We start from the raw sequence: 22,680 nt of genomic DNA, 5'->3' as shown, positions 1-22,680 counted from the left end.
GGCGGGAACAGGCCGTAAAAATTAACCGGAATGGCCGCGAAACGCCAGTGGGGTATGCCGCGACCGGGCTGCCCCGCCCGTGCGCGCAAACGCGTCCGGAAATATCCCTCGATTACGTCCGCTTTTCTCATTCACCCGCGATTTTTTGGCGCAACACACTCGTGCTCGAGTCCGGGGACGCCAGCGTTGCCGGCCGAACGAGGGTTGAAGTCATGGACACCATCCATGTGAGGACAGCATGAGAGACGACAGGCCAGGTCGATGCGCGCCCGGTGCCGCGACGCACGCATTCACGCAGCGCGCGAAGTGCCCCGGCGGCGCATCGGGGCCCGCCCAGGTGCTGGGACTCTCGACGCTGGTGATCTTCGGGCTGGCTTACATGCTGCCGCTGACGGTGTTCACTACCTACGGAATCGTCACCCGCGAGACGCACGGCCATCTGACGGCCGCATACGCGGTCACGCTGGTCGCGATGCTGTTCACGGCGTGCAGCTACGGCCACATGGCGCGGCTGATGCCAGGCGCGGGCTCCGCCTACACGTACGCGAGCCGCAACTTCGGTGCGTCGGCCGGCTTCATGGTTGGCTGGGCGCTCCTGATGGACTACCTGTTCATCCCGATGATCGGTTACCTCGTCATCGGGATCTACATGAAACAGCTGTTTCCGCTGGTGCCCTCGAGCGTGTGGATCGTGGCGAGCATCGCACTCGTCACCGGGCTGAACATCGTCGGCATCCGGCTAGTCAATCGCGTGAACCTGATGCTGATCGCCAGCCAGCTGGTGTTCATCGCGATCTTTTTCAGCGCGTCTGCGCGGTTCGCGGCCGGGCGCGGCAGCGCGATTTCGATCGCGTTGCCGGCGTCGGGCGACGCGGGCGCGATCTTCGCAGGCTCCGCGATCCTGTGCCTGTCCTTTCTCGGCTTCGACGCGGTGTCCACACTGTCGGAGGAAACGCGCGAGCCGCGCCGCACGGTGCCACGCGCGATGCTGCTCTGCACGCTGCTGAGCGGCCTGCTATTCATGCTGATCGCGTATGCGGGGCAGGTCGTGTTTCCGGACTGGCACGCGTTCAGGGATCTCGATTCGGCCAGCCTCGAACTGATGCAGCGGATCGGCGGCGGCATGCTGTCGGCGCTGTTCGTCGCGGTCTACGTTGCCGGCTGCTTCGCGAGCGCGATGGCCGGGCAGGCGAGCGTGACGCGCGTGCTGTTCGCGATGGGCCGCGACCAGGTGCTGCCGGCATGCGTATTCGGCCATCTGCATGCGCGGCTGCGCACGCCGGTGCGCGCGACACTCGCGGTCGGCGTCGTGTCGCTGTCCGCGCTGCTCATCACGCTCGATCTCGCGTCGACGATGATCAGCTTCGGCGCACTGGTCGCGTTCGCCGTCGTGAACCTGTGCGTGATGCGTAGCTATCTCGTGCGGTCGGAGCATCGCCGCTTCGCGGGCTGGATCACGTTCGGCCTGATGCCGGCGATCGGCTTCGCGCTGAACGTGTGGCTCTGGTCGGGGCTGTCGCGCCAGACGTTCTATGTCGGCAGCGGCTGGCTCGCGCTCGGCCTCTGCCAGCTCGTGTGGCTGACGCGCGGCTTCACGCGGCCGGCCCCGAAGCTGACGATGAATTGAATGACCGGTCGCGCAAGGCAGGTATTGAACCCTCAAGGAGGACTGGGACATGAGCGATGTAAGCGTCAATCTCGATACTGCGGATCTGCAGGCGCTCGGCAAACGCCACCTGCTGATGCACTTCACGCACGCCGACGCATACGGCGACAACGCGCTGACCGTGTTCGACCGTGGCGAGGGCTGCTGGCTCGTCGACCGCAACGGCAGGCGCTATTTCGACGGGCTGGCCGGGCTCTATTGCGTGCAGGTCGGCTACAGCCGCGGCGCCGAGATCGGCGACGCGATCCGCGAGCAGATGGTGCGGCTGCCGTTCGCGACCAACTGGGGCTACGGCCACGAACCCGCGATCCGGCTCGCGCACAAGCTGGCCGCGCTCGCGCCGGACGGCCTGAAGCGCGTGTTCTTCACGTCGAGCGGCTCGGAGTCGAACGAATCGGCGATCAAGCTGGTGCGCCAGTATCACCAGGCGCGTGGCGAGCCGCAGCGGCGCAAGTTCATCGCGCGTCGCGTCGCGTATCACGGTACGTCTTTCGGCGCGCTTGCGCTGAATGGGATGACCGACTTCCGCAAGCACTTCGAGCCGCTGATGGCGGGCGTGCGGCACGTCAGCAACACGAAGCGCTACCGCCGCCCAGCCGGCGAGACGCAAGCGCAGTTCACGGAATACCTGCTCGACGAGATCGAATCGCTGATCGTGCAGGAAGGTCCCGACACCGTCGCGGCGATCGTCGTCGAACCGCTGCAGAACGCTGGCGGCAGCCTGACGCCGCCGCCCGGCTACGCGGCGGGGCTGCGCGTGCTCTGCGACCGGTACGGCGTGCTGCTGGTCGCGGACGAGGTGATCTGCGGGTTCGGCCGGCTCGGCGAACATTTCGGGTCGCGGCGCTACGGGCTGCAGCCGGACATCCTGACGTTCGCGAAGGGCGTCGCGTCGGGCTACGTGCCGCTCGGAGGCATGATCGCGACCGACGCGGTCGTCGATACGGTGCTCGAGGGGCCGCAGCGGATGTTCCTGCACGGCGCGACGTACGGCGGGCATCCGGTCGCGTGCACGGCCGCGCTCGCGAACCTGGCGATCATGGAGCGGGAAGGCGTGCTCGAGAACGTGCGCGAGAACCAGGCGTTCTTCCGCCGCACGCTCGACGCGCTGCTCGAGCTGCCGTGTGTCGGCGACGTGCGCGGCGACGGCTATCATTACTCGCTCGAACTCGTGACCGACAAGGCCGCGCGCGCCTGGGCGACTGGCATCAGCGCGCAGACGTTCGTGTCGACGCTGCTCGCGCCGGCGATTTTCGAGGCGGGGCTGCTATGCCGGGCCGCCGTCGATCACGAGGGCACGCCGATCGTGCAGTTCTCGCCGCCGCTCGTGATGTCGCGCGAAGAGATCGCGTGGTTCGCCGCGCAGATCCGCCACATCCTCATCGACACGTTTGCGCGGGCGACGCGTTGAGCGCCGCCGGCGTAACGAAAGGGAGCATTCGATGCGAACGTCACACCAATCCTATATTGGCGGACCGTGGTTCGATCCCGCCGATGCGCGGTCGATCGACGTGATCGATCGGGCCATGGGCCGGCCGTATGCGCCGCTCAGGATCGGCAGCCCAGCCGACGTCGACCGCGCGGTCCGCGCGAAGTTCGCCTCCGAGTATCTGGAGACGAAGGGCACGACGGGTTACACGCAAGGCGACGCGCAATGAAGTTCCTGATCGCCCGGATGAACCACGAGACGAACACCTTCTCGCCGGTGCGAACGCCGCTGTCGGCGTTCGGCTGGAACGGCCCCGACTGGGGCTACGACGCGTATCGCGCGAACCGCGGAATGCGCACCGCGATGGCCGCGTTCCTCGATGCGGCCCGGCGTGCGGGCGCCGAGGTCGCGACGCCGGTGTCGGCGGCTGCGAACCCCAGCGGCCCGGTCGCGGCCGACGCGTATGCGGCGATCTGCGACGCGATCGTTGCGGCCGCACCGGGCTGCGACGCGGTGATGCTCGACCTGCACGGCGCAATGGTCGCCGAGCAAAGCGCGGACGGCGAGGGTGACCTGCTCGCACGCGTGCGCGCGGCGCTGCCCGATGCGCCGATCGCGGTTGCGCTCGACCTGCACGCGAACGTCACGCAGAAGATGATCGACCACGCGGACGTGATCGTCAGCTTCAAGACCTATCCGCACGTCGACATGTATGAAACCGGCGAGCACGCGGCGCGCCTGCTGCTCGACCGGCTCCACGGCCGTGTGCGGCCCGTGCTCGCATGGCGGCAGCCGCCGCTGATGACGTCGACGCTGCGCAGCGCGACCGCCGAAGGCGCGATGCGGCGCGCAGTGGAAGCCGCGCGGGCGGCCGAGGCCGAGGTCGATGGCGTGCTCGCGGTGTCGGTGCTGCCGGGCTTCTCGCTGGCGGACATTCCCGCGCCGTGCATCAGTGTGGTCGTGGTCGGCGACGGCAACCGCGCGGCGGCCGATGCCGTTGCTGAGCGCATCGCACGGCAGATCTGGGACGCGCGCGACGAATTCGTGTATCGCAGCGCGCCGCTCGCGGAATCGGTCGCGCGGGCGGCTGCGCTTGCGCGTGGCGCGCAGCGGCCCGTGCTGATGCTCGATCACGGCGACAACTGCATGTCGGGCGGCCCGTGCGATACGATGGACCTGCTCGAGGCGGCGCTCGCGCACGGGCTCGACGGCATCGTCAGCGGGCCGCTGTGCGATCCCGAGGCGGTGGCGCAACTGATCGGCGCCGGTGTCGGCGCGGCCGTCACCGTGCTGGTCGGCAACAGGTTTCCGTCGCACGGCGGGGCGCAGCGCGCGCGCTTCCGCGCAACCGGCGTCGTGCGGGCGATCACCGACGGCGAATACGTGATCACGGGGCCGACCTATACAGGGCAGCGTTCGCACATGGGCCGCAGCGTGGTGCTCGACCTCGGCCCGGCGACGCTCGTCGTCACCGAGCGTACGCAGGAGCCGTGGGATCTTGGCGTGTTCGAGAGCGTCGGCATCGATCCGCGCCGCGCGCGATTCCTGCTGCTGAAATCGCGGATGTACTGCCGGCCGGTGTTCGTGCCGATCGCAGCCGCGCTCGTCGAATGCGACAGCCGCGGCGTCACGAGTTCCGACTACGGGCTGTTCCGATACGAGCGGCTCGCGCGGCCCGTGTATCCACTCGATGCGGTCGACCGCTGGAACGGCGCGCGCTACAACAGCCACTCGATCGGCAGGATGGAAAAGAACCAGACGCCCAGACGCTGATTCCATTTCGTGTTGGGCTCGGTGCCGTAGCGTACGACCGTACCGTCGGCGAGGCGGGTCCAGTAGAGTTTGCCGTTCGTGTCGAGGTGCGCCTGGTAGGCAAGCTCCGGCACGCGCGTCCAGAACGCCTGCTCAATCTGACCCGCGAGCGTGGGGCTCTCGATCACGAGCCCAAGCTCGGTATTGAGCTTGGCCGAGCGCGGATCGAAATTCACCGAGCCGACGAAAACGCGCTCCGCATCTACGGCGAAGGTCTTGGCGTGGAGGCTCGACCCCGAACTGCCGAAGGGGCCCTTGCCCGTTTCCGTGCTGGCGCCCGCCGCGCGCCGCAGCTCGAACAGTTCGACGCCGCCTTCTAGCAGCGCCACGCGGCGCCGGGCATAGCCGGAGTGAACGGCGGCGACATCGGTGGCTTCGAGCGAGTTCGTGAGCACGCGCACGGTCACGCCCTCTGCGGCGAGCTGGGTGAAGTACTTCGTGCCCACTTCGCCCGGTACGAAGTACGGCGAAACCAGATCGAGTTCGCGGTGCGGATCGCCCACTATCTCGTGCAACTGGCTGAGAATGAGCGTTTCCTGCGGGGCCGTGCCGAGTGCTTTCGCCGGGTCGTCGCTGACCAGTTGCGTTTTGGCCCATTCGAGCGGCAATGTGCCGTCGAGCAGGCGGCGCACGTCGGTCGTCTTGCGCAGCGCTTCGAGGTAGTCCGCGGCGCCGGGATCGTTGCGCGCCGCCAGCGCGGCGCGATCGAGCGTGGCCAGTGCGTCGGGCGCCACGTACGGGAGGATTTGCGACGCCGGGAATGACGATGCACTGGCCCAGTAACGGTCGAAGTCGTGCGCGACATCGGTGGCGGCGGGGCCGATGGCGAGTACATCGAGGTCGGCGAACACCACGCCGTCCGTCGCGCCGAAATATTCATCGCCGATATTGCGGCCGCCCAGAATGGTCGCCACGCCGTCAGCCGTGAGCGACTTGTTGTGCATGCGCCGGTTCAGCCGCGAAAACTCGGTGAGGAACCCGATGGATTTGGGCTTGCGTGTGGCAAACGGATTGAAGAGGCGCACCTCGACGTTGGGATGCCCATTGAGCGCGGCTAGCGTGGCATCGAGCGAGGACGGAATGCCGTTGTCGTCGAGCAGCAAGCGCACGCGCACGCCGCGGTCGGCGGCCTCGCGGAGTTCTTCGAGCAACAGGGTGCCGGTGAGATCGTTGCGCCAGATGTAGTACTGGACGTCGAGCGTGCGCTGGGCGCTGCGTACGAGCGCCACGCGCGAGGCGAAGGCTTCGAGCGGATTCGAGAGTGGATCGATGCCGGTGAAGTCGGGATGGGTGGCGAGTTCGGCTGCGACGGCGGTGCCCAGTCGAGTCGATCGGGCCTCGGCCGGCGAAAGCGCCGTGGACGGCGTGCGTTCGCCGAGCGGCGGCAACTGCTGGCAGGCGGCAAGGCCGGTGGCAAGACAGGTGACAAGCGCCATCACACATAGCGGCAATGCCGTGGTCCGCAGATTTCGCAGTCCGTCTGCAACCAGCGCGATGGGCGATCTTTGCATGGCGCGTTCGCCTTCCCGTGTCGATCCCGCTTCGAGGCGCGAAGCGCGAGGCTTCGCGAGTGAGCATGCAACGACGTTAGCTTACGCGATCGGCGTGGTGCGCACCACGCGAGGCGTGCAGCTTCGGGGCGAACGCGCGCTTCCTTATTCCGCTGTATCGAGCGCGGCCTGCGCGCGGGCGCGGGATTCCTGCGCCGACTGATTGCGCTCGGCTCTGGCTTCGCGCGCTTCCTGCTGGAAGGTCTGCCGTGCTTCCGCCGTGCGGGCGCGCTGTTCACGGTTGGCCTCACGGATTTCCATGCGCTTCTGAACGATCGGGTCGTTATGCGTCACCGTGGCGGCGCTCCGGGTTTCCTTGCTTTCGGCGGCGCTGGTCTGTGCGCTCGTTTGCGCAAATACCTGGCCCATCACGAGGGCGCTAATGACGATGGCGACAGTGGCGATGGTGCGGGTTCTGAGCTTCATGCGGTTCTCTCCAGAAATTAGTTTTGTATAACTAACGAATTCTCATGCTCAGGTAAGAGCGTGAGCGGGCGTATCGAGCGATGAGAGGCGGGTAACCTCGGCAGCTCTTGTTTTCAGGCTTTCATTTTACTTTCGTGTTGATGCAGGTCAACCCGACGCCAGGTCCAACGACCCGGCCTCGCGGCCTCGACGCCCCTGTTCATAAGCCGTTGAGGAATTTGCATGACAGATGGTCGCAGCGATCTGTTCTGTCACTGACGCAGCATGTCTGCAATCGTTCGTGTGAGCGCGGTTTGACGGTGTGCCTTCCGGTGAATCATCCCCACTGTGCGGATGAAGGGCCGCCCCGGCAGCGGCACGAGCCGCAAATTGGGATCATTCTTCCATTTTCCGCCTTGCAGGACCGGCAACACGCTCACGCCCACGTCGTTGCGCACCAGCGAGACGATCGTTTCGATCGAATTCAGCTCGAGGTATTCGAGCGGCTCGATGCCGAGTTCGACAAGCGCCTGGTCGATCACCACGCCGGTCGGCACGCGCCGGTCAAAGCGCAGGAAGCCGCGTTCGCGCAGGATGGACCGAGCATCGTCGCCTGTTGCCGCGCGGCTCGTCACGAGCATGAGCGGCTCTTCATAGAGTGGCGTCCATGCGAGTGATTCGTCCAGCGAACCGTCTGCACTGCCAACTACGACGGCGAGATCGACATCGCCGTCTTGCACCATGCGCGCCAGCTCGTTCGAGCGGGCCGAGGTTAGGCGCACTTCGAGTTCAGGGTGGTCCGTTTTCAGATGCGCGACGGCCAGCGAAAGCGCGCCGATTACTGATACCACTGCGCCGATGATGATCGAGCCGCGCATCGTGTCCCCCGCACGGGCGGGCAGTTCGTCGATCAGCGCGAGAATGTGATCGACCTTGGCGCAGATCTCGCGGCCTTCGCGCGTGAGCGCGACCTGACGCGCCCGGCGATCGAAGATCTGGCGGCCCAGCGCCTCTTCGAGCCCGCGCATCTGCTGGCTCACGGCCGCCTGCGTGAGGGCGGTCTTCTCGGCCGCCGTGGCAAAAGTTCCGCTGCGCGCGACGGCTTGCAAGGTGCGCAGCATGCGTAGAGTGAGCATGTAAATAAAACTTAAGTATCGACAATAAAATCTTAATATTTTTTTGACTTGACCTTCAACATAATCGATAAACCGGCAGGAGCCGTGCGCGCCGCAACTGAATGCCGCCGCGCCCGCGCCGCCATCCTTCATTCATTACCCGATGTGGACGCCCATGACGCGCTTCAACTGGCAAAACCCTTATTCGACGCCGCGCCTGCCGGTGTTCGCCCGCAACGTCGTTTCGACTTCGCATCCGCTCGCGGCACAGGCGGGGCTGCGCATGCTCTGGAAGGGCGGCAATGCCATCGACGCCGCGATCGCCGCCGCGGCCGCCATTACCGTGGTCGAGCCCGTGTCCAACGGTCTCGGCAGCGACTGCTTCGCGCTCGTGTGGGACGGCGCGAAGCTGCACGGCCTGAACGCGTCGGGCTATGCGCCGGCGGCATGGAGCGTCGATTACTTCCGCCGCAAATATGGTGAGGAAGACGGTCTCGCGAAGCAGCCGAAGCGCGGCTGGGATACGGTGACGGTGCCCGGCGTGATCGCCGGCTGGGAGGCGCTGCATGCGAAATTCGGCTCGCTGCCGTTCGCGGACCTCATGGAGCCGGCCATCGAGATCGCGGAGCGCGGCCATGCGGTGGCGACCATCGTCGCGCGCAAGTGGCAGGCGGCGATTCCCGAACTGCACGACCAGCCGGGCTTTGCCGAGACCTTCATGCCGCGCGGCCGCGCCCCGGAGGTGAGCGAGCGCGTGTGCCTGCCCGGCCATGCGGCCACGCTGCGGCGTCTGGCCGAACGCGGCCCGCGCGACTACTACGAAGGAGAAGTTGCCGCGCGCATCGCCACGTTTGCGCGCGAAGGCGGCGCCGCGCTCACGCTGGACGACCTGCGCAACTATCGGCCGGAATGGGTCGAGCCGATCGGCAAGGACTATCGCGGCTACACGGTTCACGAGATTCCGCCGAACGGGCAGGGCATTGCCGCGCTGATCGCGCTCGGTATCCTCGAACAGTTCGACATGGGCTCGCTCGCAGTGGACAGCCTCGAATCGCAGCATCTGCAGATCGAGGCCATGAAACTCGCATTCGCCGATGTCTACCGCTACGTTGCCGATCCGCGCTCGATGGAAGTCACGCCCGAGCAGATGCTCGACGACGCGTACCTCAAGGCGCGCGCGAAGCTGATCGATCCGAAGCGCGCGACGCAGTTCGACTTCGGCATGCCGCGCTCGGGCGGCACGATCTATCTGTCCGCCGTGGACGAGCGCGGCATGATGGTGAGCTTCATCCAGTCGAACTATATGGGCTTTGGTTCGGGGGTGGTCGTGCCGGGCACCGGGATCGCGTTGCAGAACCGCGGCTGCGGCTTCTCGATGGACCCAGTCTCGCCGAACGTCGTAGAAGGCGGCAAGCGCCCATTCCATACCATCATTCCGGCGTTCCTCACACAGCAGGTGGAAGGCCGCCAGGAAGCGGTGATGAGCTTCGGCGTGATGGGCGGCGACATGCAGCCGCAAGGGCATTTGCAGTCGATCGTGCGCATGCTCGACTATGGTCAGCAGCCGCAGGCCGCGTGCGATGCGCCACGCTGGAAGGTCAACCGCGACTTCACGCTCGACATCGAATCGACCTTCGATGCGCAGACGGCTCGCGCCTTGCAGGGGCTTGGCCACGAGATCAAGGGCATCGACGATCCTTATATGGACTTCGGCTCGGGCCAGTTCATCTGGAAGCTCGATCGCAACGATCCCGAGCGCGGTTATGTGGCCGCGAGCGACACGCGCCGCGACGGTCTCGCAGCGGGCTTCTGAGCGGCCCAAATCGATCAATTAGCAGATCAAAATAAATGGAGGAGATTGACATGGGGATGGGATCATCGGCTTCGAAAGCGCCGCTCAGCCGCGGCATGGTGCGCCGCATCGTGTTCTCCTCGTCGATCGGCAATGCGCTCGAGTGGTTCGACTTTCTCGTGTACGGCTACTTCGCGCCGATCATCGCGAAGCAGTTCTTTCCCGTGCACGACGAATGGCTATCAACGCTGCTTGCCATCGGCACCTTCGGCATTTCCTTCCTGATGCGACCGCTCGGCGCCATCGTGCTTGGCGTCTACGGCGACCGCAAAGGACGCAAGGCGGCACTCACGCTCGCCATTGCGCTCATGATGGCGGGCACGCTCGCGATGGCGGTCATGCCGCCGTACGCGGCGATCGGCATTGCGGCGCCGCTCCTGATCCTGCTTGCGCGACTCGTGCAGGGCTTCGCCGTAGGCGGCGAATTCGGCAGTGCGACGGCGTTCATGGTCGAGCACAGCCAGGCGAAACGTGGCTACTACGCGAGCTGGCAGTTCGCTAGCCAGGGGGCGGCCGCAATTCTCGCTGCTTCGTTCGGTGGCGTGCTCGCATGGTGGCTGCCGCCCGAACAACTGCAGGCGTGGGGCTGGCGCGTGCCGTTCTTCTTCGGGCTCCTGCTTGGCCCCGTGGGCTGGTACATCCGCTCGCATCTGGACGAAACGCCCGAGTTCGTCGCGAACCAGCAGGAAAGGCGCGAAGCGGATGGGCGCGCAACCCATGAGCCCTCGCTCGCGCGCCAATGGGTGAACGTGCTGCTCGCGGTGGGCATCGTCGCGCAATCGACTGTCGGCGTGTACATCCTTCAGCTTTATATGCCGATGTACGCCGTGAAGCAGCTTCACATGGCGGCGGCGACCTCGTTCGGCGTGGTCGTGCTCAACGGGGGACTGCAGTTCGCGCTCTCGCCGGTGATGGGCGCGCTCTCGGACCGCATCGGGCGCATTCGCATCATGCTGACCACGTCGATCCTGCTTGCCGCGCTCACGTATCCGATGTTCGCACTCTTGCAGCGCCATCCCACGCTGGGCTGGCTCCTCGTGCTCCAGGGCGCGGCCGGGGTGTTCAAGGCGGCGTATTCGGGCCCGATGCCGGCGCTGATGTCGGAGATCTTTCCCGTGCGCGTGCGTTCCGCGGGGCTTTCGATTGCGTACAGCCTTGGCGTGACGCTCTTTGGCGGCTTCGCGCCGACGATTGCCGAGGTGCTGATCCACGTGACGGGCGATACGCTCGCGCCGGCTTATTACGTTTCGCTCGCGGCCGTGATTTCGGGTGTGTCGCTCGCGATCGTGGGATGGCGAACGATGCGGCAGGCTGCGCTGCGCACCACGCTCGCGAGCTGATACTGCGGTTTCGACGGGTATCGCCGCTGGCGCCGTGCCCGCAGAATAGCCCTTTAAATCAGGGCATGAATCGAGCGCGCTGCGCTAAAGCCGCCCCCGAGTGGTGATATAGTCGCACGCTCGCCGCCGTCCACCGGCGCGGGATTTACGATTTGTCAGGTTACGGGAGAGTGTATGGCGATCGATTATCGTGGCTTTCGAGTCACTGTCGATGCGAAAGCAGATGCGACGGACACGCAGTGGTTGTGCCGTGCGGTTCTGGAAGGCACCGATGCGCAGGTCGCAACGGCGAAACTCCCGTGCTTGGAGCTTGCTATTCCCAGGCTCAAGATCGATGTGCTGATGGCGCTGAGCATGGTCGAGCAGAACGCCAAACAGGCCGTCGACGAGTGGTGGTATGCGAGGCAGCCCGAAATGGCCTGATCAGTTCGCGGGCGCGGTCGCGAGCGGTTCAAGGCCGCTCCTCGCGATCGCGGGCGCCGCCTCCGGCGACGACAGATATCGAAGCAGCGCTTCAGCGCCAGCCGGATTTCTCGCAGTCGCGGCGATGCCCCCGGAAAACACCGTGTACCTTTGCAGTTCCGCGGGCAAACTGCCGACCACCGTGACCCCCTTCACCGGCAACAGTTCCACGACCTGTTGCAGACCGAGTTCCGCTTCGCCGTTTGCAACGACGGTGGCGACCCGCTCGGCAGGAACCATACGGCTCTTGCTTTTCACGCGCCCTTCGATGCCGAGACGCGAAAACAGTTCTTCGCCGATGTAGACGCCATTCGCGCTGTCCGGATAAACGATCGATTTCGCTTCAAGCAGCGTTCGGCGCAATGCGTCGGCCGAGCTGATATCCGGTTTCGGCACCCCCTCGCGAACCGCCACGCCGATTGGCGAGCGTGCGAGGTCCACCTTGCTGCCCGGCACGACGTTGCCGGTGTTGATCTGATCGTCGAGCGCGTAGCCGACCACGATCAGCACGTCGGCCCACTCCCCACGCGCGAGCCGCACGGGAATCGCATTCAAGGCCGTGCCCGCTGCCGGACCCCAGATGGTGACGAGGGTATCGCCGGTTTCTTCCTCGTATTGCGGACCCAGTTCGCGATACGCAGGCGCAAACCAGCCCGATATCATGACCTTGACCTCGCCTGCCAATGCCGCGCTGGGGCTCAATATCGCGAGCAGCACGCAAATCGCGAATGAGCCAACCTTGAGCTTGTGGATAGTCATGGCTGCGCCCCATCTTGATCGGCTGAGCCAGCCCGAACATCCATCCGCTTCGGGCGCCAGTCATGACTTTAACCGGCCGCGCGTCATGGCGCGCATTTGCGAATGCGAGCGACGCCAATCCGGTCAATGCGTACCACATTAACGCCGCAGCTGAGTCGCAAAGGATTCCTGAGCGAATCGACGAGCGCACCAAAGAAAAATGGCGCCGCAGGCATTCAGCCTGCGGCGCCATTGCGTGACGCTCCGACGGGACGCTGCAACGCGAATACCGCGCCGCAGCCCGACGACGTGCTTACATCTGCACGGTGTCGGCCACTTCCTTGAAGTCTTCGATCTGGTCGAAGTTCATGTATTGGTAGATCTTGTCGCCGTTGGCGCTGAGCACGCCCATGTCGGCCATGTACTCTTCTTTGGTCGGGATCTTGCCCAGACGCGAGCAGATTGCCGCCAGTTCCGCCGAGCCGAGGTACACGTTCGTGTTCTTGCCCAGACGGTTCGGGAAGTTACGGGTCGAGGTCGACATGACCGTCGCGCCTTCGCGCACCTGTGCCTGGTTGCCCATGCACAGCGAGCAGCCCGGCATTTCGGTGCGTGCACCGGCCGTTCCGAAGACGCCGTAGTGGCCTTCCTCGGTCAGCTGCTTCTGGTCCATCTTGGTCGGCGGAGCGACCCACAGCTTGACCGGAATGTCGCGCTTGCCTTCGAGCAGCTTCGACGCGGCACGGAAGTGACCGATATTGGTCATGCAGGAGCCGATGAACACTTCGTCGATCTTCGCACCGGCCACGTCCGACAGCGTCTTCACGTCGTCGGGGTCGTTCGGGCAGGCCACGATCGGCTCGTGAATGTCGGCCAGATCGATTTCGATGACGGCGGCGTACTCGGCGTCCGCGTCCGGCGAGAGCAGTTGCGGGTCGGCCAGCCACTGTTCCATCGCCTTGATGCGGCGCTGCAGGCTGCGCGGGTCCTGGTAGCCCTGGGCGATCATCCACTTCAGCAGCGTGATGTTGCTGTTGAGGTACTCGATGATCGGTTCCTTGTTCAGGTGGACCGTGCAGCCGGCGGCCGAGCGCTCGGCCGATGCATCGGACAGCTCGAACGCCTGCTCGACCTTCAGGTCGGGCAGGCCTTCGATTTCGAGAATGCGGCCCGAGAAGATGTTCTTCTTGCCTTGCTTGGCAACCGTGAGCATGCCTTGCTTGATGGCATACAGCGGGATTGCGTTGACGAGGTCACGCAGGGTCACGCCCGGCTGCATCTTGCCCTTGAAGCGGACCAGCACCGATTCGGGCATGTCGAGCGGCATCGTGCCGGTGGCGGCCGCGAAGGCGACGAGGCCCGAGCCGGCCGGGAAGCTGATGCCGATCGGGAAGCGCGTGTGCGAGTCGCCGCCGGTGCCGACGGTGTCGGGCAGCAGCATGCGGTTGAGCCACGAGTGGATCACGCCGTCGCCCGGGCGCAGCGCGATGCCGCCACGGTTGCTGATGAAGTTCGGCAGGGTCTGGTGCGTCTTCACGTCCACCGGCTTCGGATAAGCGGCGGTGTGACAGAACGACTGCATGACGAGGTCGGCCGAGAAGCCGAGGCACGCCAGGTCCTTGAGTTCGTCGCGCGTCATCGGGCCCGTGGTGTCCTGCGAGCCGACCGAGGTCATCTTCGGTTCGCAGTACGTGCCCGGGCGGACGCCCTGGCCTTCCGGCAGGCCGCACGCGCGGCCGACCATCTTCTGGGCCAGCGAGAAGCCCTTGCCGCTGTTGGCCGGCTGCTGCGGCAGACGGAACAGGGTCGAGGGAGCGAGGCCCAGCGCTTCACGCGCCTTGGCGGTCAGGCCGCGGCCGATGATCAGCGGAATGCGGCCGCCGGCGCGCACTTCGTCGAACAGCACGTCGGACTTGACCTGGAACTCGGCGATCACTTCGCCGTTCTTCAGAGCCTTGCCTTCGTACGGGCGCAGTTCGACCACGTCGCCCATTTCCATCTTCGACACGTCGAGTTCGATCGGCAGGGCGCCGGCATCTTCCATCGTGTTGTAGAAGATCGGGGCGATCTTGCCGCCGAGGCACACGCCGCCGAAGCGCTTGTTCGGGATGAAGGGGATGTCTTCACCCGTGAACCACAGCACCGAGTTGGTCGCCGACTTGCGCGAGGAGCCGGTGCCGACCACGTCGCCCACGTAGGCGACGAGGTGGCCTTTTTCCTTCAGCGATTCGATGAACTTGACCGGGCCGCGCTTGCCGTCTTCTTCAGGCGTGATGCCCGGACGAGCGTTCTTGAGCATCGCCAGCGCGTGCAGCGGGATGTCGGGGCGGGTCGTGGCGTCCGGAGCCGGCGAGAGGTCGTCGGTGTTGGTTTCGCCCGTCACCTTGAAAACGGTGATGGTCAGGCTTTGCGGGACTTCCGGACGGCTCGTGAACCATTCGGCGTCGGCCCAGCTTTGCAGCACGGCGCGCGCGTTGGCGTTGCCCTTGTCGGCGAGTTCCTTGACGTCGTGGAACGCGTCGAACATCAGGAGGGTCTTCTTCAGCGCGTCGGCCGCGACGGTGCCCACTTCGGCGTCGGACAGCAGCTCGATCAGCGGCTGGATGTTGTAGCCGCCGAGCATCGTGCCGAGCAGCTCGGTGGCGCGCGCGCGAGAGATCAGCGCCCAGGCCGTTTCGCCCTTGGCCACGGCGGCCAGGAAGCCGGCCTTCACGCGGGCGGCTTCGTCCACGCCGGCGGGCACGCGGTTGGTGATCAGGTCGAGCAGGGTCTCTTCTTCGCCCGCGGGCGGATTCGTCAGCAGCTCCACCAGCTCGGCGGTTTGCTGTGCCGTCAGCGGCAGGGGGGGGATGCCGAGCGCGGCGCGCGCGGCTACATGAGCACGAAAGTTTTCAAGCATGGGGGACCTGCTGGTATTCGTTTCAGGGGAAGGCATTTCAGGCGCACCGAGCCCGTGCCGGGCACTGCTCCGACGGCGATTCTAATTGCAATGCCCTGCTGCGTCAAATGTCTTATGTCTTATATAAGAGTTGGCCCGCACGCGTCGAAGCCCGGTATTGGGAGCCGCCTCCGAGTTCCGCCGATGTATTTGCGCTCGAACCCGAGTGCGGCGTTGACGCTATCGATCCACGCGCCGCCCGCATTGCCGGGGTCCGTGGCGCGCTGGCAAGACTCAGCCCGGAGCAGCGCTGCGCGCCGATTCTGCTCGCGTACGAGCCGGTGTGGGCCATTGGCGAACACGGGGTTCCCGCCAGCCCCGAATACGCCGATGCGCGACAAGCGGCGATCAGTCTGGTCGCTCAGGCGATTCTCGGGCGCCGCATACCGTGCCTGTACGGCGACTCGGTCAACCCCGACAACTGCGCTGAACTCACCGCTTGCCCGAACATCGACGGGCTCTTCATCGGTCGTTCGGCGTGGAATGTGAGCGGGTATCTGGAGATATTGAAGCGTGTCGGGTCAGTCCTTTGACCTCGATGCTGGCTTGCCAACTCTTCTTGTCAAGGAGATCGCCATGAAAGTGGCCATTGGAGGCGACAGCGGGAGGCGACAGCGCCGGAGCCGAGTTGGCCCGAGTGCTGGCCGACTATCTGAAAGATCGCTTCGACGTCTTTGAAGTGTCGAGCAACGAATCCAATCCGAACGAGCTTTAGATCATCACGATGGGTTCGCGTGTGATCGGGCCGGAGGTGGTCAAGGCCATTGCGGACGCTTTTCTCGACAACACGTTCGACGAAAATGGGCGAAGCGCAGGCAACGTGGCCGCGATCAACGAAGTGGATTCGAAATCTTGCGCACCAGCCATCGCCGACATGTCGAACATTGTCTCGACGTTATTCGACGAGACGTTGCCTCGCACCGGTACGGCCTGAATTATGTTCGTGGGGGGGCGGATCCCACTTTCGACCAGACTAAACGCGCGACGCGTTCGGCCTGGCGTTCACGCACCTTCCGTCGATGCCGATAAGCAGCTAACACCATCGTGCGATTGAGTCTCGCACCGCTTCCTCTCAAGCGATTAACGTTGCATGACGTGCTTGAAGACGAACTATTTTTCGCAAATGACCGCCGTCATGAGAAGCGGCATGACTTCCCTTACCGTTGCCGGGCTCCCAGTTTCGCGAATGCGCTCGCTAACCGCCTCTTTCGCCGCCATTACGACGACACCATAGACCCGATGGGGCGTTTCACCTGCGCTGATTTTCTGCGTGAACATGTCGTCGTTCGGGGAGAAACCGAAGACAGCCCGCACTTTGAATCCCAGTGCAGTCAGATTCTGATCCGGCCTGAGTCGATACGCGTTGACCGAGTCGGCCGAAACTCTCATGGGTATCGGATCGATCTGCTTTTGTTCGACCAACTGCTCGATGAACGTGTGGGGACCAAGATGGCAATCGAGGCTGGCACCGATCTCCTGCGCGTAAATCACATTCGAGACGAGGGCCGCGCCGAAGGCGACCTGTCGAGGCAAATGAGAGATTTTCACGGGTATCTCCTGTTCGGTGTGCCTTTGATTTCCATGGAGCTCTCCGGCCAGGCGCGCCTTAGGGGTCCTGTATCAATTGTCGTTCCTGTCAACACAGGCTGACTACGCTTTGCCGGCTAGCATTCGCGGCTGACGGCACAGCCAGGTTGGTTCAGGCAGCGTTGCAAAGGCGACCAGGCGGTGCCCGTCTGCACTATCGCCTCAGTGGTCGGGAGACAAGCTCTGGCCCGGTGACTGGCGGTCAAAACATGCGGACTGCTCTTGGGATCTGGAAGGATTCGGGGCGAGTATCGAGCCACCGGAAAATTGAATGATTGAGGGCATGAGGTCTCTGCCGAAGTACCTGTCAATCCAATCTATCTGGCTCCCAGCAGCTTGTCCATCATACGGACGTATGTCGCGCTATCCGTTCCGGAATGTATAGCGAGGCGCCTGGCATGGGATTGCGGCTCGCCCTGTACCCGGTTCGAAAGCGGTTGTGTCCGTTAGCGGCTTGTACCGGCACGCTGTCTTCAACGCAATGGCAAAGCTTCATACGATCGTATACACACGGCGCACTGCGGTGTCCCGCGAAGGTTGATTCGCTCCTGGTGGGGCGGCGCAATTCGCATCAACTGTCCGGATTCCGGCGGCTCGTCCGTGGCAGCCGGGACTTCTCCTGGAACGCGTTGCACAAGTAGCTGGTTGGGAGTGTTGCGGCCGTCCCCAGCCCACGTTGTTCAAGAAACGAATCCGGCACGGCTGACGGAATGGAACGTGCCATAACGGCAGGTTGCAATCGCTTCAGCGTCGGACTGTGAAGTGGCCTGTGCATAGGCAACCGACCATCGGCCGCAGGCATCGCGATAACGGATCGAATAGGTGTGCATGGCAATCTCCTGTGGCACCCGATTAGCGGGGCCTTGGCGGTCGTTGAAGACGGTGGTCGCTGCCGCCGACATCGGATTATCTCGATGCAGGTGGACCAAATCTCTTGCAATAAGGGTAGACGGACGAGAAAAAGAAAACCATTGTACGAACGGTCAATGGGCTCCTCGTCGGGCATAAGGGGCACATACTTTTGGATAACCCGAAGCGTCCAGAAGCTAGTGTTCGAGTCCTGGCGGCAATGTGGCGAAATCCATTGCAGTGAGCTCGGTTGCGATACGTCACTGCTTCACCGCACCGCGCAATAAGGATGAGCGCGGATGCACCTCTCGCGCGTCGTGGTGCCATCTTTCAAGGTTCCAGATAGCCTCTGAGGTGAGCGAGGCTGCGCCGGATCCAGCTTTTCACGGTGCCCTGCGGCACGCCGAGGGCAACAACTCCGCTATCGTTACTCGCATTCGACGGGCTTGCGCCTGCAGAACTCCGAGGCATCGGCGTACAAGTTCTTTACGCCAGTCATTGAAGTGAAGCTCTCATACGTCTACATACCCGGCCACATTTGAACGACCGCAGAAGCGTGGCAGCACGGGCCTGACCGTGTCGCGTATTTGTCCTGGCACGATCACGTTCGGCGCGCAAGCCGAACAATCGGCTTCTCAAGCGATTCTCGATCGCGGCGCCGCTGATCGGTGCGAGCCGCGCGGACCAGCTCGCGCAGACGCTGGCGGCAGAGGCTATGACTCTCGACGGGGATGTGCAGGCGGCGCTGGAGAAGCGCCTGGCACGTATCGGATGGGAAATTCAGCGCGACAGCGGTACGCGGTCTACACACAACGAACGCCGATCCCGATTCGCTGATTTTGGCCAAAGGCATTATCCACGATTACTGTAAATGCGGTCTCCAGGATGCCCCGGAGACCCCCTTCGCTCCGTCCACGCTGGAGTCAGCGCCCGGGTGGGAAAAGGACCGGCAGCGAGCGAAATTTACGACTCGTTCGAGCGGATCGTCAGCGCGTTCCTGACCGACGTTACGCCTTGCACGCTCCTGGCGACTTCGGTAGCGCGATCGATCTGCGACTGCTCGGGCACCGTCCCTTGCAGGACCACGGCGCCGTCGCGAGCACGCACGGTGATCTTAGCCACGTCGATGTGTTTGTCCTTGGCGAGCACGGAGCGCACCTTGCGGCTGAGCGCGCGGTTAGCGGCCTTGGCCTGCTTCGATTCGTGCTGCGAAGCGGCGGCCGGAGCGCTGGCCGCGGGTGCTGCGGATGCCGCGTCGTCCTGTGCATAGACTTGCAAGGACGCAGCGATGAGAGCCGTCGCTGCGGCGAGCTTGAACGTTTGAATAGCCTTCATGCGGTTTCTCCTGTTGTCATAGGTTGTTATCGACCCACGAACGGGTCGGTGCGCTACTCCATCGACTTCGAAACACCATTGCGCGAGGGCGAGGCAGACCCGCCCGGTTTCCTCGGTCTGTTCGTCCGAAGCCGCGCTGACTCTCGACGGGACGCGATTATAAGAACGCGATGGGCGGCGCAGGCAGGAAAAAACGCAGTTGAATGATTAGCTTGCAATCGATCTCATCAATGTGTAAGCGAGCCGTTTGTGGTCATGAGTTTGTGGCCACGTCTCCATGGATCCCAATTGGGTCTATCAGCACATCGAATGTGCCCGACCTCTTGTTTCCCGGTTGGGCGAGAATTCGAGCGCATGTGCAGCTGCAAGTGCGCAAAAGAGAGTGCGTCGGGCGTCGCATAATTGCGACGCTGATGTTCGATAGATGAGTCTTCCAGGAAGAAAGCGATAGCCAGGTTGTGTCAACTATCGCTTGATTCCTCAATCGCGAACGCAGCGGAAACCCGCATAAACATACTGATAATGCGGCTGGAACCAGTTGCGGAAGGTCGGCCGCACCATGCACTGCGCGGTGCGCGGCGAGCCGCCTTTCATCGTGTAGTGCTGGCCATCGAAGAAGTTCGCCGAATAGCCCTCGTAGAACGGGAACGCCTTGAAACCGGGCAGCGGCCCAAAGAGCGTCGACGTCCACTCCCAGCCGTTGCCGTACAGGCCTTCGACGCCCCACGTGCTGACGCTGTCCGGCGTTGCGTCGACAGCCACCGGATCCCAGCTGCGGAAATCGAAGTTGTCGGTGTAGCCGGGCAGCGCGCCGTGCGCAGCACGCTGCCACTGTGCTTCGCTCGGCAGCTTTGCGCCGCGCCAGCGCGCAAAGGCACTCGCTTCCGCGTGGCTCACGTACGCCGGCCAGGCACGCGGCAGGGGAATGTCTTCGAACATCGTGCGCAGTTGCCAGCCTTCGGGGCCGCGCGACCAGAACACAGGGTGCTCGACCTGTGCACTTTCCTTCCACGCCCAGTCTGCGTCGTTCCAGAGATCGCGCCTGCGGTAACCGCCATCCTCGATGAACGCGAGAAACACGCCGTTCGTGACCATGAACCGGTCGATCTCGAACGCGGGCACGTCCACCTGTTGCTCGCCGAATTCGTTGTCCCAGCCAAATACCCCGCGCTCGGCCGTCATGCCGAGTTCGGTGCGTCCCGCTGGCACCTGCACCATCTCGTGCTCGACGTCGTAGCGATGGTCGGAACGCGGGCGCGCGGCACCCGGCGCGCGTTTTTGCTCGAACGGCAGCTGATGCAGCATGTAAGCCAGCGTTTCGACATGCATGAGCCGATGTTCGATCGCGACGTTCAGCAACTGTCCCGGTGTGTCGTGATTCGAGGCATCGACCGGCAGATCGAGCGCCGAGAGTTGATCGTCGATGCGGCTGCGGGCGTCACGCCCGTAGGCATGGACTGCGGCGAGGGCAGGCCAGTCGGCGGGCGTGTCGGTGGGCAACTGACCATCTACGGGGTCGATGCCGAAAGCGAACAACCGGTCGAGGCGCGCGTCCGAGGAAGGCAGATCGAACAGGCGCTTGTCGAAGAGGTTGCGGTCGAAGGCTTCCAGATGGCCGATGTAGAACACGATGCGATGACGCTCGCGAATCGGCCGCTCATAGAGAAATTCGGGCTTGACGACGTCGAAAAGGGCGTCGCTGGCGGCACGCGCCTCCGTGAGACGGCTAGCAAGCGTACGGGAATGCGGGAGATGCATTTCGGCGATTCTCCTTGCGTGGGCGTAGAGCGAAACTTTATCCCTGCGCACGAGTTGTGCCAACGTCAATAGCGCGTCGCCGAGGCGCGACGCGCGAGCGCCGGGCGGCCGCTGCGCCCGGCACTCCATGCGTTACACGCGCCGCAGACCTTCCAGGTCGATGATTTTGATCAGCTTGCCCTGTGCGTCGATCAGTCCGCGCTTTTGAAATCTCGACAGGGTGCGACTCACCGTTTCGAGCGTCATGCCGAGATAGCTGCCCATGTCCTCGCGGGTCATGCGCAGGTTGAATTCCGCATGCGAGTAGCCGCGCTGGCCGTTGCGTTCTGAAACATCGAGCAGGAAGGCGGCGACGCGTTCGTCGGCGGAAAGCGAGCCGAGCACCATCATCTGCGAAGATTCGCGAATGAGCTGCTCGCTCATGAGGCGGTGCATCCGGTCTTGCAGGGCGCCGGTTTCGCGGCACAGGTGCTTGAGTGCCTGGTACGGAATGATGCAGACCGAGCTGTCTTCGAGCGCGATCGCGCTGCAGGTATGGAAGCCGGTGCTGATGCCGTCGAAGCCGAGCGGGTCGCCGGCCAGCCGCAGGCCGGTGACCTGCTGGCGGCCGTCACGATGGGCCATCACGGTTTTGAGCGAGCCGGAACGCGCGACGTAGAGACTGTCGAACGGGTCGCCGGCGCGGTATACCGTCTCGCCGCGCCGCACGCTGCGCGCGGAGCAGATCACCGCCTCCAGCCTCGGCAGATCGTCGAGGGTGAGCCCCTGGGGCATGCACAGGTGCCGCATCGCGCAAACCGAACAGCGTGTGGCGGTGCGTGGAGGCACGGGGAGCGTGTGATTGCTGCGGTGCAGGGTGCTGTGGGAAACGGCGGTAGGGGTAAGCATCGACAACGCTCCTTTGATCACTGTCCGGGCATTGTCTACCGGGGTCATATCTCAAATTCGCGGCAAACTGACGCGCTTTTGAGACGAGTCGTATTGAGCCTTGTCAGAAGTCGCTTGCGCGGGGACTGACGGAGCGCAAGCGACTTTCAATAACAAGCGTGAAATCGATCCGGTTACGCTTGGGCATTTCCGGCGGCTGACGGGATGAGCAGGACGGGCAGGGTGGACTGCCGCACGCACCGTTCGGCAACGCTGCCCAGAATGAGGCGCTGGAAGCCTCGGCGGCCGTGCGTGCCCATGACGATCAGATCGGCGCCCGCTGTTTTCGCGGCGTTGAGCACGAGCGTCGGGACGTCGTCGAGCGAGGAAGCTTCGCCCGTGACCATGGCCCCGTCGACACCTTGCTCGCTCATTGCCTTGTCCATTTCTTCGGCGAGCTCCTCGCCCTGGGCGATCATCTGATTGCGCAGGATCGACGGGTCGTAGCCCGGTGCATCGAAATACATGGGCGTGTTCTCGATCACGTAATACGGCTGCAGGGCCGCGCCCATCGCCTTCGCCAACGCAAGCGCGGCTTCGAAGGCGCGGCGCGAGGTCGCGCTGCCGTCGACGGCGACAAGGATGCGTTTGTACATAAGACCTCCTCTTGGGGTGGAATCGAGAATCGCGCAGCCTCTGGTTATGTGGTGCCGGGGCGTACGCGGCTCGTGACTGGCGAGAAGCTTAATGGATCGCGCGTGAACATGCAGCCACACTGTATGAAAGATGGAAGGAGTGCGACGGAAGATCAAGTACGCTGCGTCGGAATATCGTCGCTGTCGTGCTTCGCATGCGATTTCTGGTTCGGTTGCACGCGCACCGTCATACCGCTATCGTTGCCTCTTTTTGGCTCCGCGCAGTTTCCCTCCCGTGAAACCTTCCTCCGCCAACCTGCCGTTTCGCGATGCGTTGCTGGC

At 64.1% G+C, this 22,680-nt stretch carries 20 protein-coding genes and 1 pseudogene; 10 read left to right on the top strand and 11 right to left on the bottom strand.

Annotated elements, in window-relative coordinates; translation table 11 throughout:
• The first annotated feature begins 238 nt into the window (after window positions 1–238).
• The 4 genes and pseudogenes from VSR34_RS06260 (at window position 239) to VSR34_RS06245 (ending at window position 4,868) form a co-directional block, all read left to right on the top strand.
• Window positions 239–1,627 carry an APC family permease gene (locus VSR34_RS06260; RefSeq protein WP_028214257.1) on the top strand — a complete coding sequence of 463 codons (1,389 nt, stop codon included), beginning with the start codon at window positions 239–241 and terminating at the stop codon, window positions 1,625–1,627.
• Window positions 1,628–1,676: 49 nt separating this feature from the next.
• A complete protein-coding gene (locus VSR34_RS06255; RefSeq protein WP_028214258.1) occupies window positions 1,677–3,077 on the top strand; it encodes an aspartate aminotransferase family protein in 1,401 nt (466 codons plus the stop codon).
• 31 nt (window positions 3,078–3,108) lie between these two features.
• Window positions 3,109–3,258 (top strand): annotated as a pseudogene (locus VSR34_RS06250) (aldehyde dehydrogenase family protein); the annotation flags it as partial.
• Window positions 3,259–3,320: 62 nt separating this feature from the next.
• Window positions 3,321–4,868, top strand: a complete 1,548-nt coding sequence (locus VSR34_RS06245) for a M81 family metallopeptidase (RefSeq protein WP_051391114.1) — start codon at window positions 3,321–3,323, stop codon at window positions 4,866–4,868.
• Here VSR34_RS06245 and VSR34_RS06240 read toward each other — a convergent pair.
• The 3 genes from VSR34_RS06240 to VSR34_RS06230 form a co-directional block, all read right to left on the bottom strand.
• Window positions 4,814–6,343: a phospholipase D family protein gene (locus VSR34_RS06240; RefSeq protein ID WP_342962123.1), complete on the bottom strand. Its 1,530-nt coding sequence runs from the start codon at window positions 6,341–6,343 to the stop codon at window positions 4,814–4,816. The genes VSR34_RS06245 and VSR34_RS06240 overlap by 55 nt on opposite strands.
• Before the next feature lie 219 nt (window positions 6,344–6,562).
• A complete protein-coding gene (locus VSR34_RS06235) occupies window positions 6,563–6,883 on the bottom strand; it encodes a hypothetical protein (RefSeq protein WP_042290987.1) in 321 nt (106 codons plus the stop codon).
• 251 nt (window positions 6,884–7,134) lie between these two features.
• Window positions 7,135–7,998 carry a LysR substrate-binding domain-containing protein gene (locus tag VSR34_RS06230; RefSeq protein ID WP_342962122.1) on the bottom strand — a complete coding sequence of 288 codons (864 nt, stop codon included), beginning with the start codon at window positions 7,996–7,998 and terminating at the stop codon, window positions 7,135–7,137.
• A gap of 154 nt (window positions 7,999–8,152) precedes the next feature.
• Here VSR34_RS06230 and VSR34_RS06225 point away from each other — a divergent pair, with 154 nt between their 5' ends.
• The 3 genes from VSR34_RS06225 to VSR34_RS06215 all read left to right on the top strand — a co-directional run bounded on the left by VSR34_RS06225 (window position 8,153) and on the right by VSR34_RS06215 (window position 11,592).
• A complete protein-coding gene (locus VSR34_RS06225) occupies window positions 8,153–9,790 on the top strand; it encodes a gamma-glutamyltransferase family protein (RefSeq protein WP_028214262.1) in 1,638 nt (545 codons plus the stop codon).
• Between the two features lie 50 nt (window positions 9,791–9,840).
• Window positions 9,841–11,169 carry an MFS transporter gene (locus VSR34_RS06220; protein ID WP_036045945.1) on the top strand — a complete coding sequence of 443 codons (1,329 nt, stop codon included), beginning with the start codon at window positions 9,841–9,843 and terminating at the stop codon, window positions 11,167–11,169.
• 174 nt (window positions 11,170–11,343) lie between these two features.
• Window positions 11,344–11,592, top strand: a complete 249-nt coding sequence (locus VSR34_RS06215; protein ID WP_028214264.1) for a hypothetical protein — start codon at window positions 11,344–11,346, stop codon at window positions 11,590–11,592.
• On the opposite strand, the gene VSR34_RS06210 is transcribed toward VSR34_RS06215, so the two are convergent.
• Window positions 11,593–12,390 (bottom strand): substrate-binding domain-containing protein, encoded by a 798-nt coding sequence (locus VSR34_RS06210; protein WP_342962105.1) that lies wholly within the window; start codon window positions 12,388–12,390, stop codon window positions 11,593–11,595.
• A gap of 62 nt (window positions 12,391–12,452) precedes the next feature.
• On the opposite strand from VSR34_RS06210, the gene VSR34_RS06205 reads away from it, so the two are divergent.
• Entirely contained in the window at window positions 12,453–12,629 is a 177-nt protein-coding gene (locus VSR34_RS06205; RefSeq protein WP_154671347.1) for a hypothetical protein, read from the top strand.
• 53 nt (window positions 12,630–12,682) lie between these two features.
• Here VSR34_RS06205 and acnB read toward each other — a convergent pair whose 3' ends face one another.
• Window positions 12,683–15,268 (bottom strand): bifunctional aconitate hydratase 2/2-methylisocitrate dehydratase, encoded by a 2,586-nt coding sequence (acnB, locus tag VSR34_RS06200; protein WP_342962104.1) that lies wholly within the window; start codon window positions 15,266–15,268, stop codon window positions 12,683–12,685.
• Between the two features lie 107 nt (window positions 15,269–15,375).
• On the opposite strand from acnB, the gene VSR34_RS06195 reads away from it, so the two are divergent.
• Both VSR34_RS06195 and VSR34_RS06190 read left to right on the top strand, forming a co-directional pair.
• Complete coding sequence (locus VSR34_RS06195; protein WP_081716195.1) at window positions 15,376–15,840, top strand: triose-phosphate isomerase; 465 nt, start codon at window positions 15,376–15,378, stop codon at window positions 15,838–15,840.
• 191 nt (window positions 15,841–16,031) lie between these two features.
• A complete protein-coding gene (locus VSR34_RS06190; protein ID WP_028231943.1) occupies window positions 16,032–16,241 on the top strand; it encodes a hypothetical protein in 210 nt (69 codons plus the stop codon).
• Between the two features lie 176 nt (window positions 16,242–16,417).
• Here the strand turns inward: VSR34_RS06190 and VSR34_RS06185 are convergent, their stop codons facing one another.
• The 6 genes from VSR34_RS06185 to VSR34_RS06160 form a co-directional block, all read right to left on the bottom strand.
• Window positions 16,418–16,855, bottom strand: coding sequence for a hypothetical protein (locus VSR34_RS06185; protein ID WP_051381489.1), 438 nt, complete (start codon window positions 16,853–16,855; stop codon window positions 16,418–16,420).
• Between the two features lie 719 nt (window positions 16,856–17,574).
• On the bottom strand, window positions 17,575–17,724 hold the full coding sequence (locus VSR34_RS06180) for a hypothetical protein (protein ID WP_238328073.1): 150 nt from the start codon (window positions 17,722–17,724) through the stop codon (window positions 17,575–17,577).
• Between the two features lie 982 nt (window positions 17,725–18,706).
• Entirely contained in the window at window positions 18,707–19,078 is a 372-nt protein-coding gene (locus tag VSR34_RS06175; protein WP_028214269.1) for a BON domain-containing protein, read from the bottom strand.
• 480 nt (window positions 19,079–19,558) lie between these two features.
• Window positions 19,559–20,836, bottom strand: coding sequence for an SUMF1/EgtB/PvdO family nonheme iron enzyme (locus VSR34_RS06170; RefSeq protein ID WP_028214270.1), 1,278 nt, complete (start codon window positions 20,834–20,836; stop codon window positions 19,559–19,561).
• A gap of 132 nt (window positions 20,837–20,968) precedes the next feature.
• Window positions 20,969–21,625 carry a helix-turn-helix domain-containing protein gene (locus VSR34_RS06165; protein ID WP_342962121.1) on the bottom strand — a complete coding sequence of 219 codons (657 nt, stop codon included), beginning with the start codon at window positions 21,623–21,625 and terminating at the stop codon, window positions 20,969–20,971.
• 272 nt (window positions 21,626–21,897) lie between these two features.
• Window positions 21,898–22,359, bottom strand: coding sequence for a universal stress protein (locus VSR34_RS06160; RefSeq protein ID WP_028214272.1), 462 nt, complete (start codon window positions 22,357–22,359; stop codon window positions 21,898–21,900).
• Between the last annotated feature and the right edge of the window lie 321 nt (window positions 22,360–22,680).

The sequence above is a fragment of the Paraburkholderia sp. JHI2823 genome, from assembly GCF_038900695.1.
Classification (GTDB): Bacteria; Pseudomonadota; Gammaproteobacteria; order Burkholderiales; family Burkholderiaceae; genus Paraburkholderia; species Paraburkholderia mimosarum.
The sequence above is the reverse complement of the archived record's forward strand: the minus strand, read 5'-3'. Positions and strand labels throughout refer to the sequence as shown.

Bases quoted from the DNA above. Each gene is read 5' to 3' on its own strand.
- VSR34_RS06260 (WP_028214257.1), top strand. From the start codon at position 239: ATGAGAGACGACAGGCCAGGTCGATGCGCGCCCGGTGCCGCGACGCAC.
- VSR34_RS06255 (WP_028214258.1), top strand. From the start codon at position 1,677: ATGAGCGATGTAAGCGTCAATCTCGATACTGCGGATCTGCAGGCGCTC.
- VSR34_RS06245 (WP_051391114.1), top strand. From the start codon at position 3,321: ATGAAGTTCCTGATCGCCCGGATGAACCACGAGACGAACACCTTCTCG.
- VSR34_RS06240 (WP_342962123.1), bottom strand. From the start codon at position 6,343: ATGGCGCTTGTCACCTGTCTTGCCACCGGCCTTGCCGCCTGCCAGCAG.
- VSR34_RS06235 (WP_042290987.1), bottom strand. From the start codon at position 6,883: ATGAAGCTCAGAACCCGCACCATCGCCACTGTCGCCATCGTCATTAGC.
- VSR34_RS06230 (WP_342962122.1), bottom strand. From the start codon at position 7,998: ATGCTCACTCTACGCATGCTGCGCACCTTGCAAGCCGTCGCGCGCAGC.
- VSR34_RS06225 (WP_028214262.1), top strand. From the start codon at position 8,153: ATGACGCGCTTCAACTGGCAAAACCCTTATTCGACGCCGCGCCTGCCG.
- VSR34_RS06220 (WP_036045945.1), top strand. From the start codon at position 9,841: ATGGGGATGGGATCATCGGCTTCGAAAGCGCCGCTCAGCCGCGGCATG.
- VSR34_RS06215 (WP_028214264.1), top strand. From the start codon at position 11,344: ATGGCGATCGATTATCGTGGCTTTCGAGTCACTGTCGATGCGAAAGCA.
- VSR34_RS06210 (WP_342962105.1), bottom strand. From the start codon at position 12,390: ATGACTATCCACAAGCTCAAGGTTGGCTCATTCGCGATTTGCGTGCTG.
- VSR34_RS06205 (WP_154671347.1), top strand. From the start codon at position 12,453: ATGACTTTAACCGGCCGCGCGTCATGGCGCGCATTTGCGAATGCGAGC.
- acnB (WP_342962104.1), bottom strand. From the start codon at position 15,268: ATGCTTGAAAACTTTCGTGCTCATGTAGCCGCGCGCGCCGCGCTCGGC.
- VSR34_RS06195 (WP_081716195.1), top strand. From the start codon at position 15,376: ATGTCTTATGTCTTATATAAGAGTTGGCCCGCACGCGTCGAAGCCCGG.
- VSR34_RS06190 (WP_028231943.1), top strand. From the start codon at position 16,032: ATGGGTTCGCGTGTGATCGGGCCGGAGGTGGTCAAGGCCATTGCGGAC.
- VSR34_RS06180 (WP_238328073.1), bottom strand. From the start codon at position 17,724: ATGCACACCTATTCGATCCGTTATCGCGATGCCTGCGGCCGATGGTCG.
- VSR34_RS06175 (WP_028214269.1), bottom strand. From the start codon at position 19,078: ATGAAGGCTATTCAAACGTTCAAGCTCGCCGCAGCGACGGCTCTCATC.
- VSR34_RS06170 (WP_028214270.1), bottom strand. From the start codon at position 20,836: ATGCATCTCCCGCATTCCCGTACGCTTGCTAGCCGTCTCACGGAGGCG.
- VSR34_RS06165 (WP_342962121.1), bottom strand. From the start codon at position 21,625: ATGCGGCACCTGTGCATGCCCCAGGGGCTCACCCTCGACGATCTGCCG.
- VSR34_RS06160 (WP_028214272.1), bottom strand. From the start codon at position 22,359: ATGTACAAACGCATCCTTGTCGCCGTCGACGGCAGCGCGACCTCGCGC.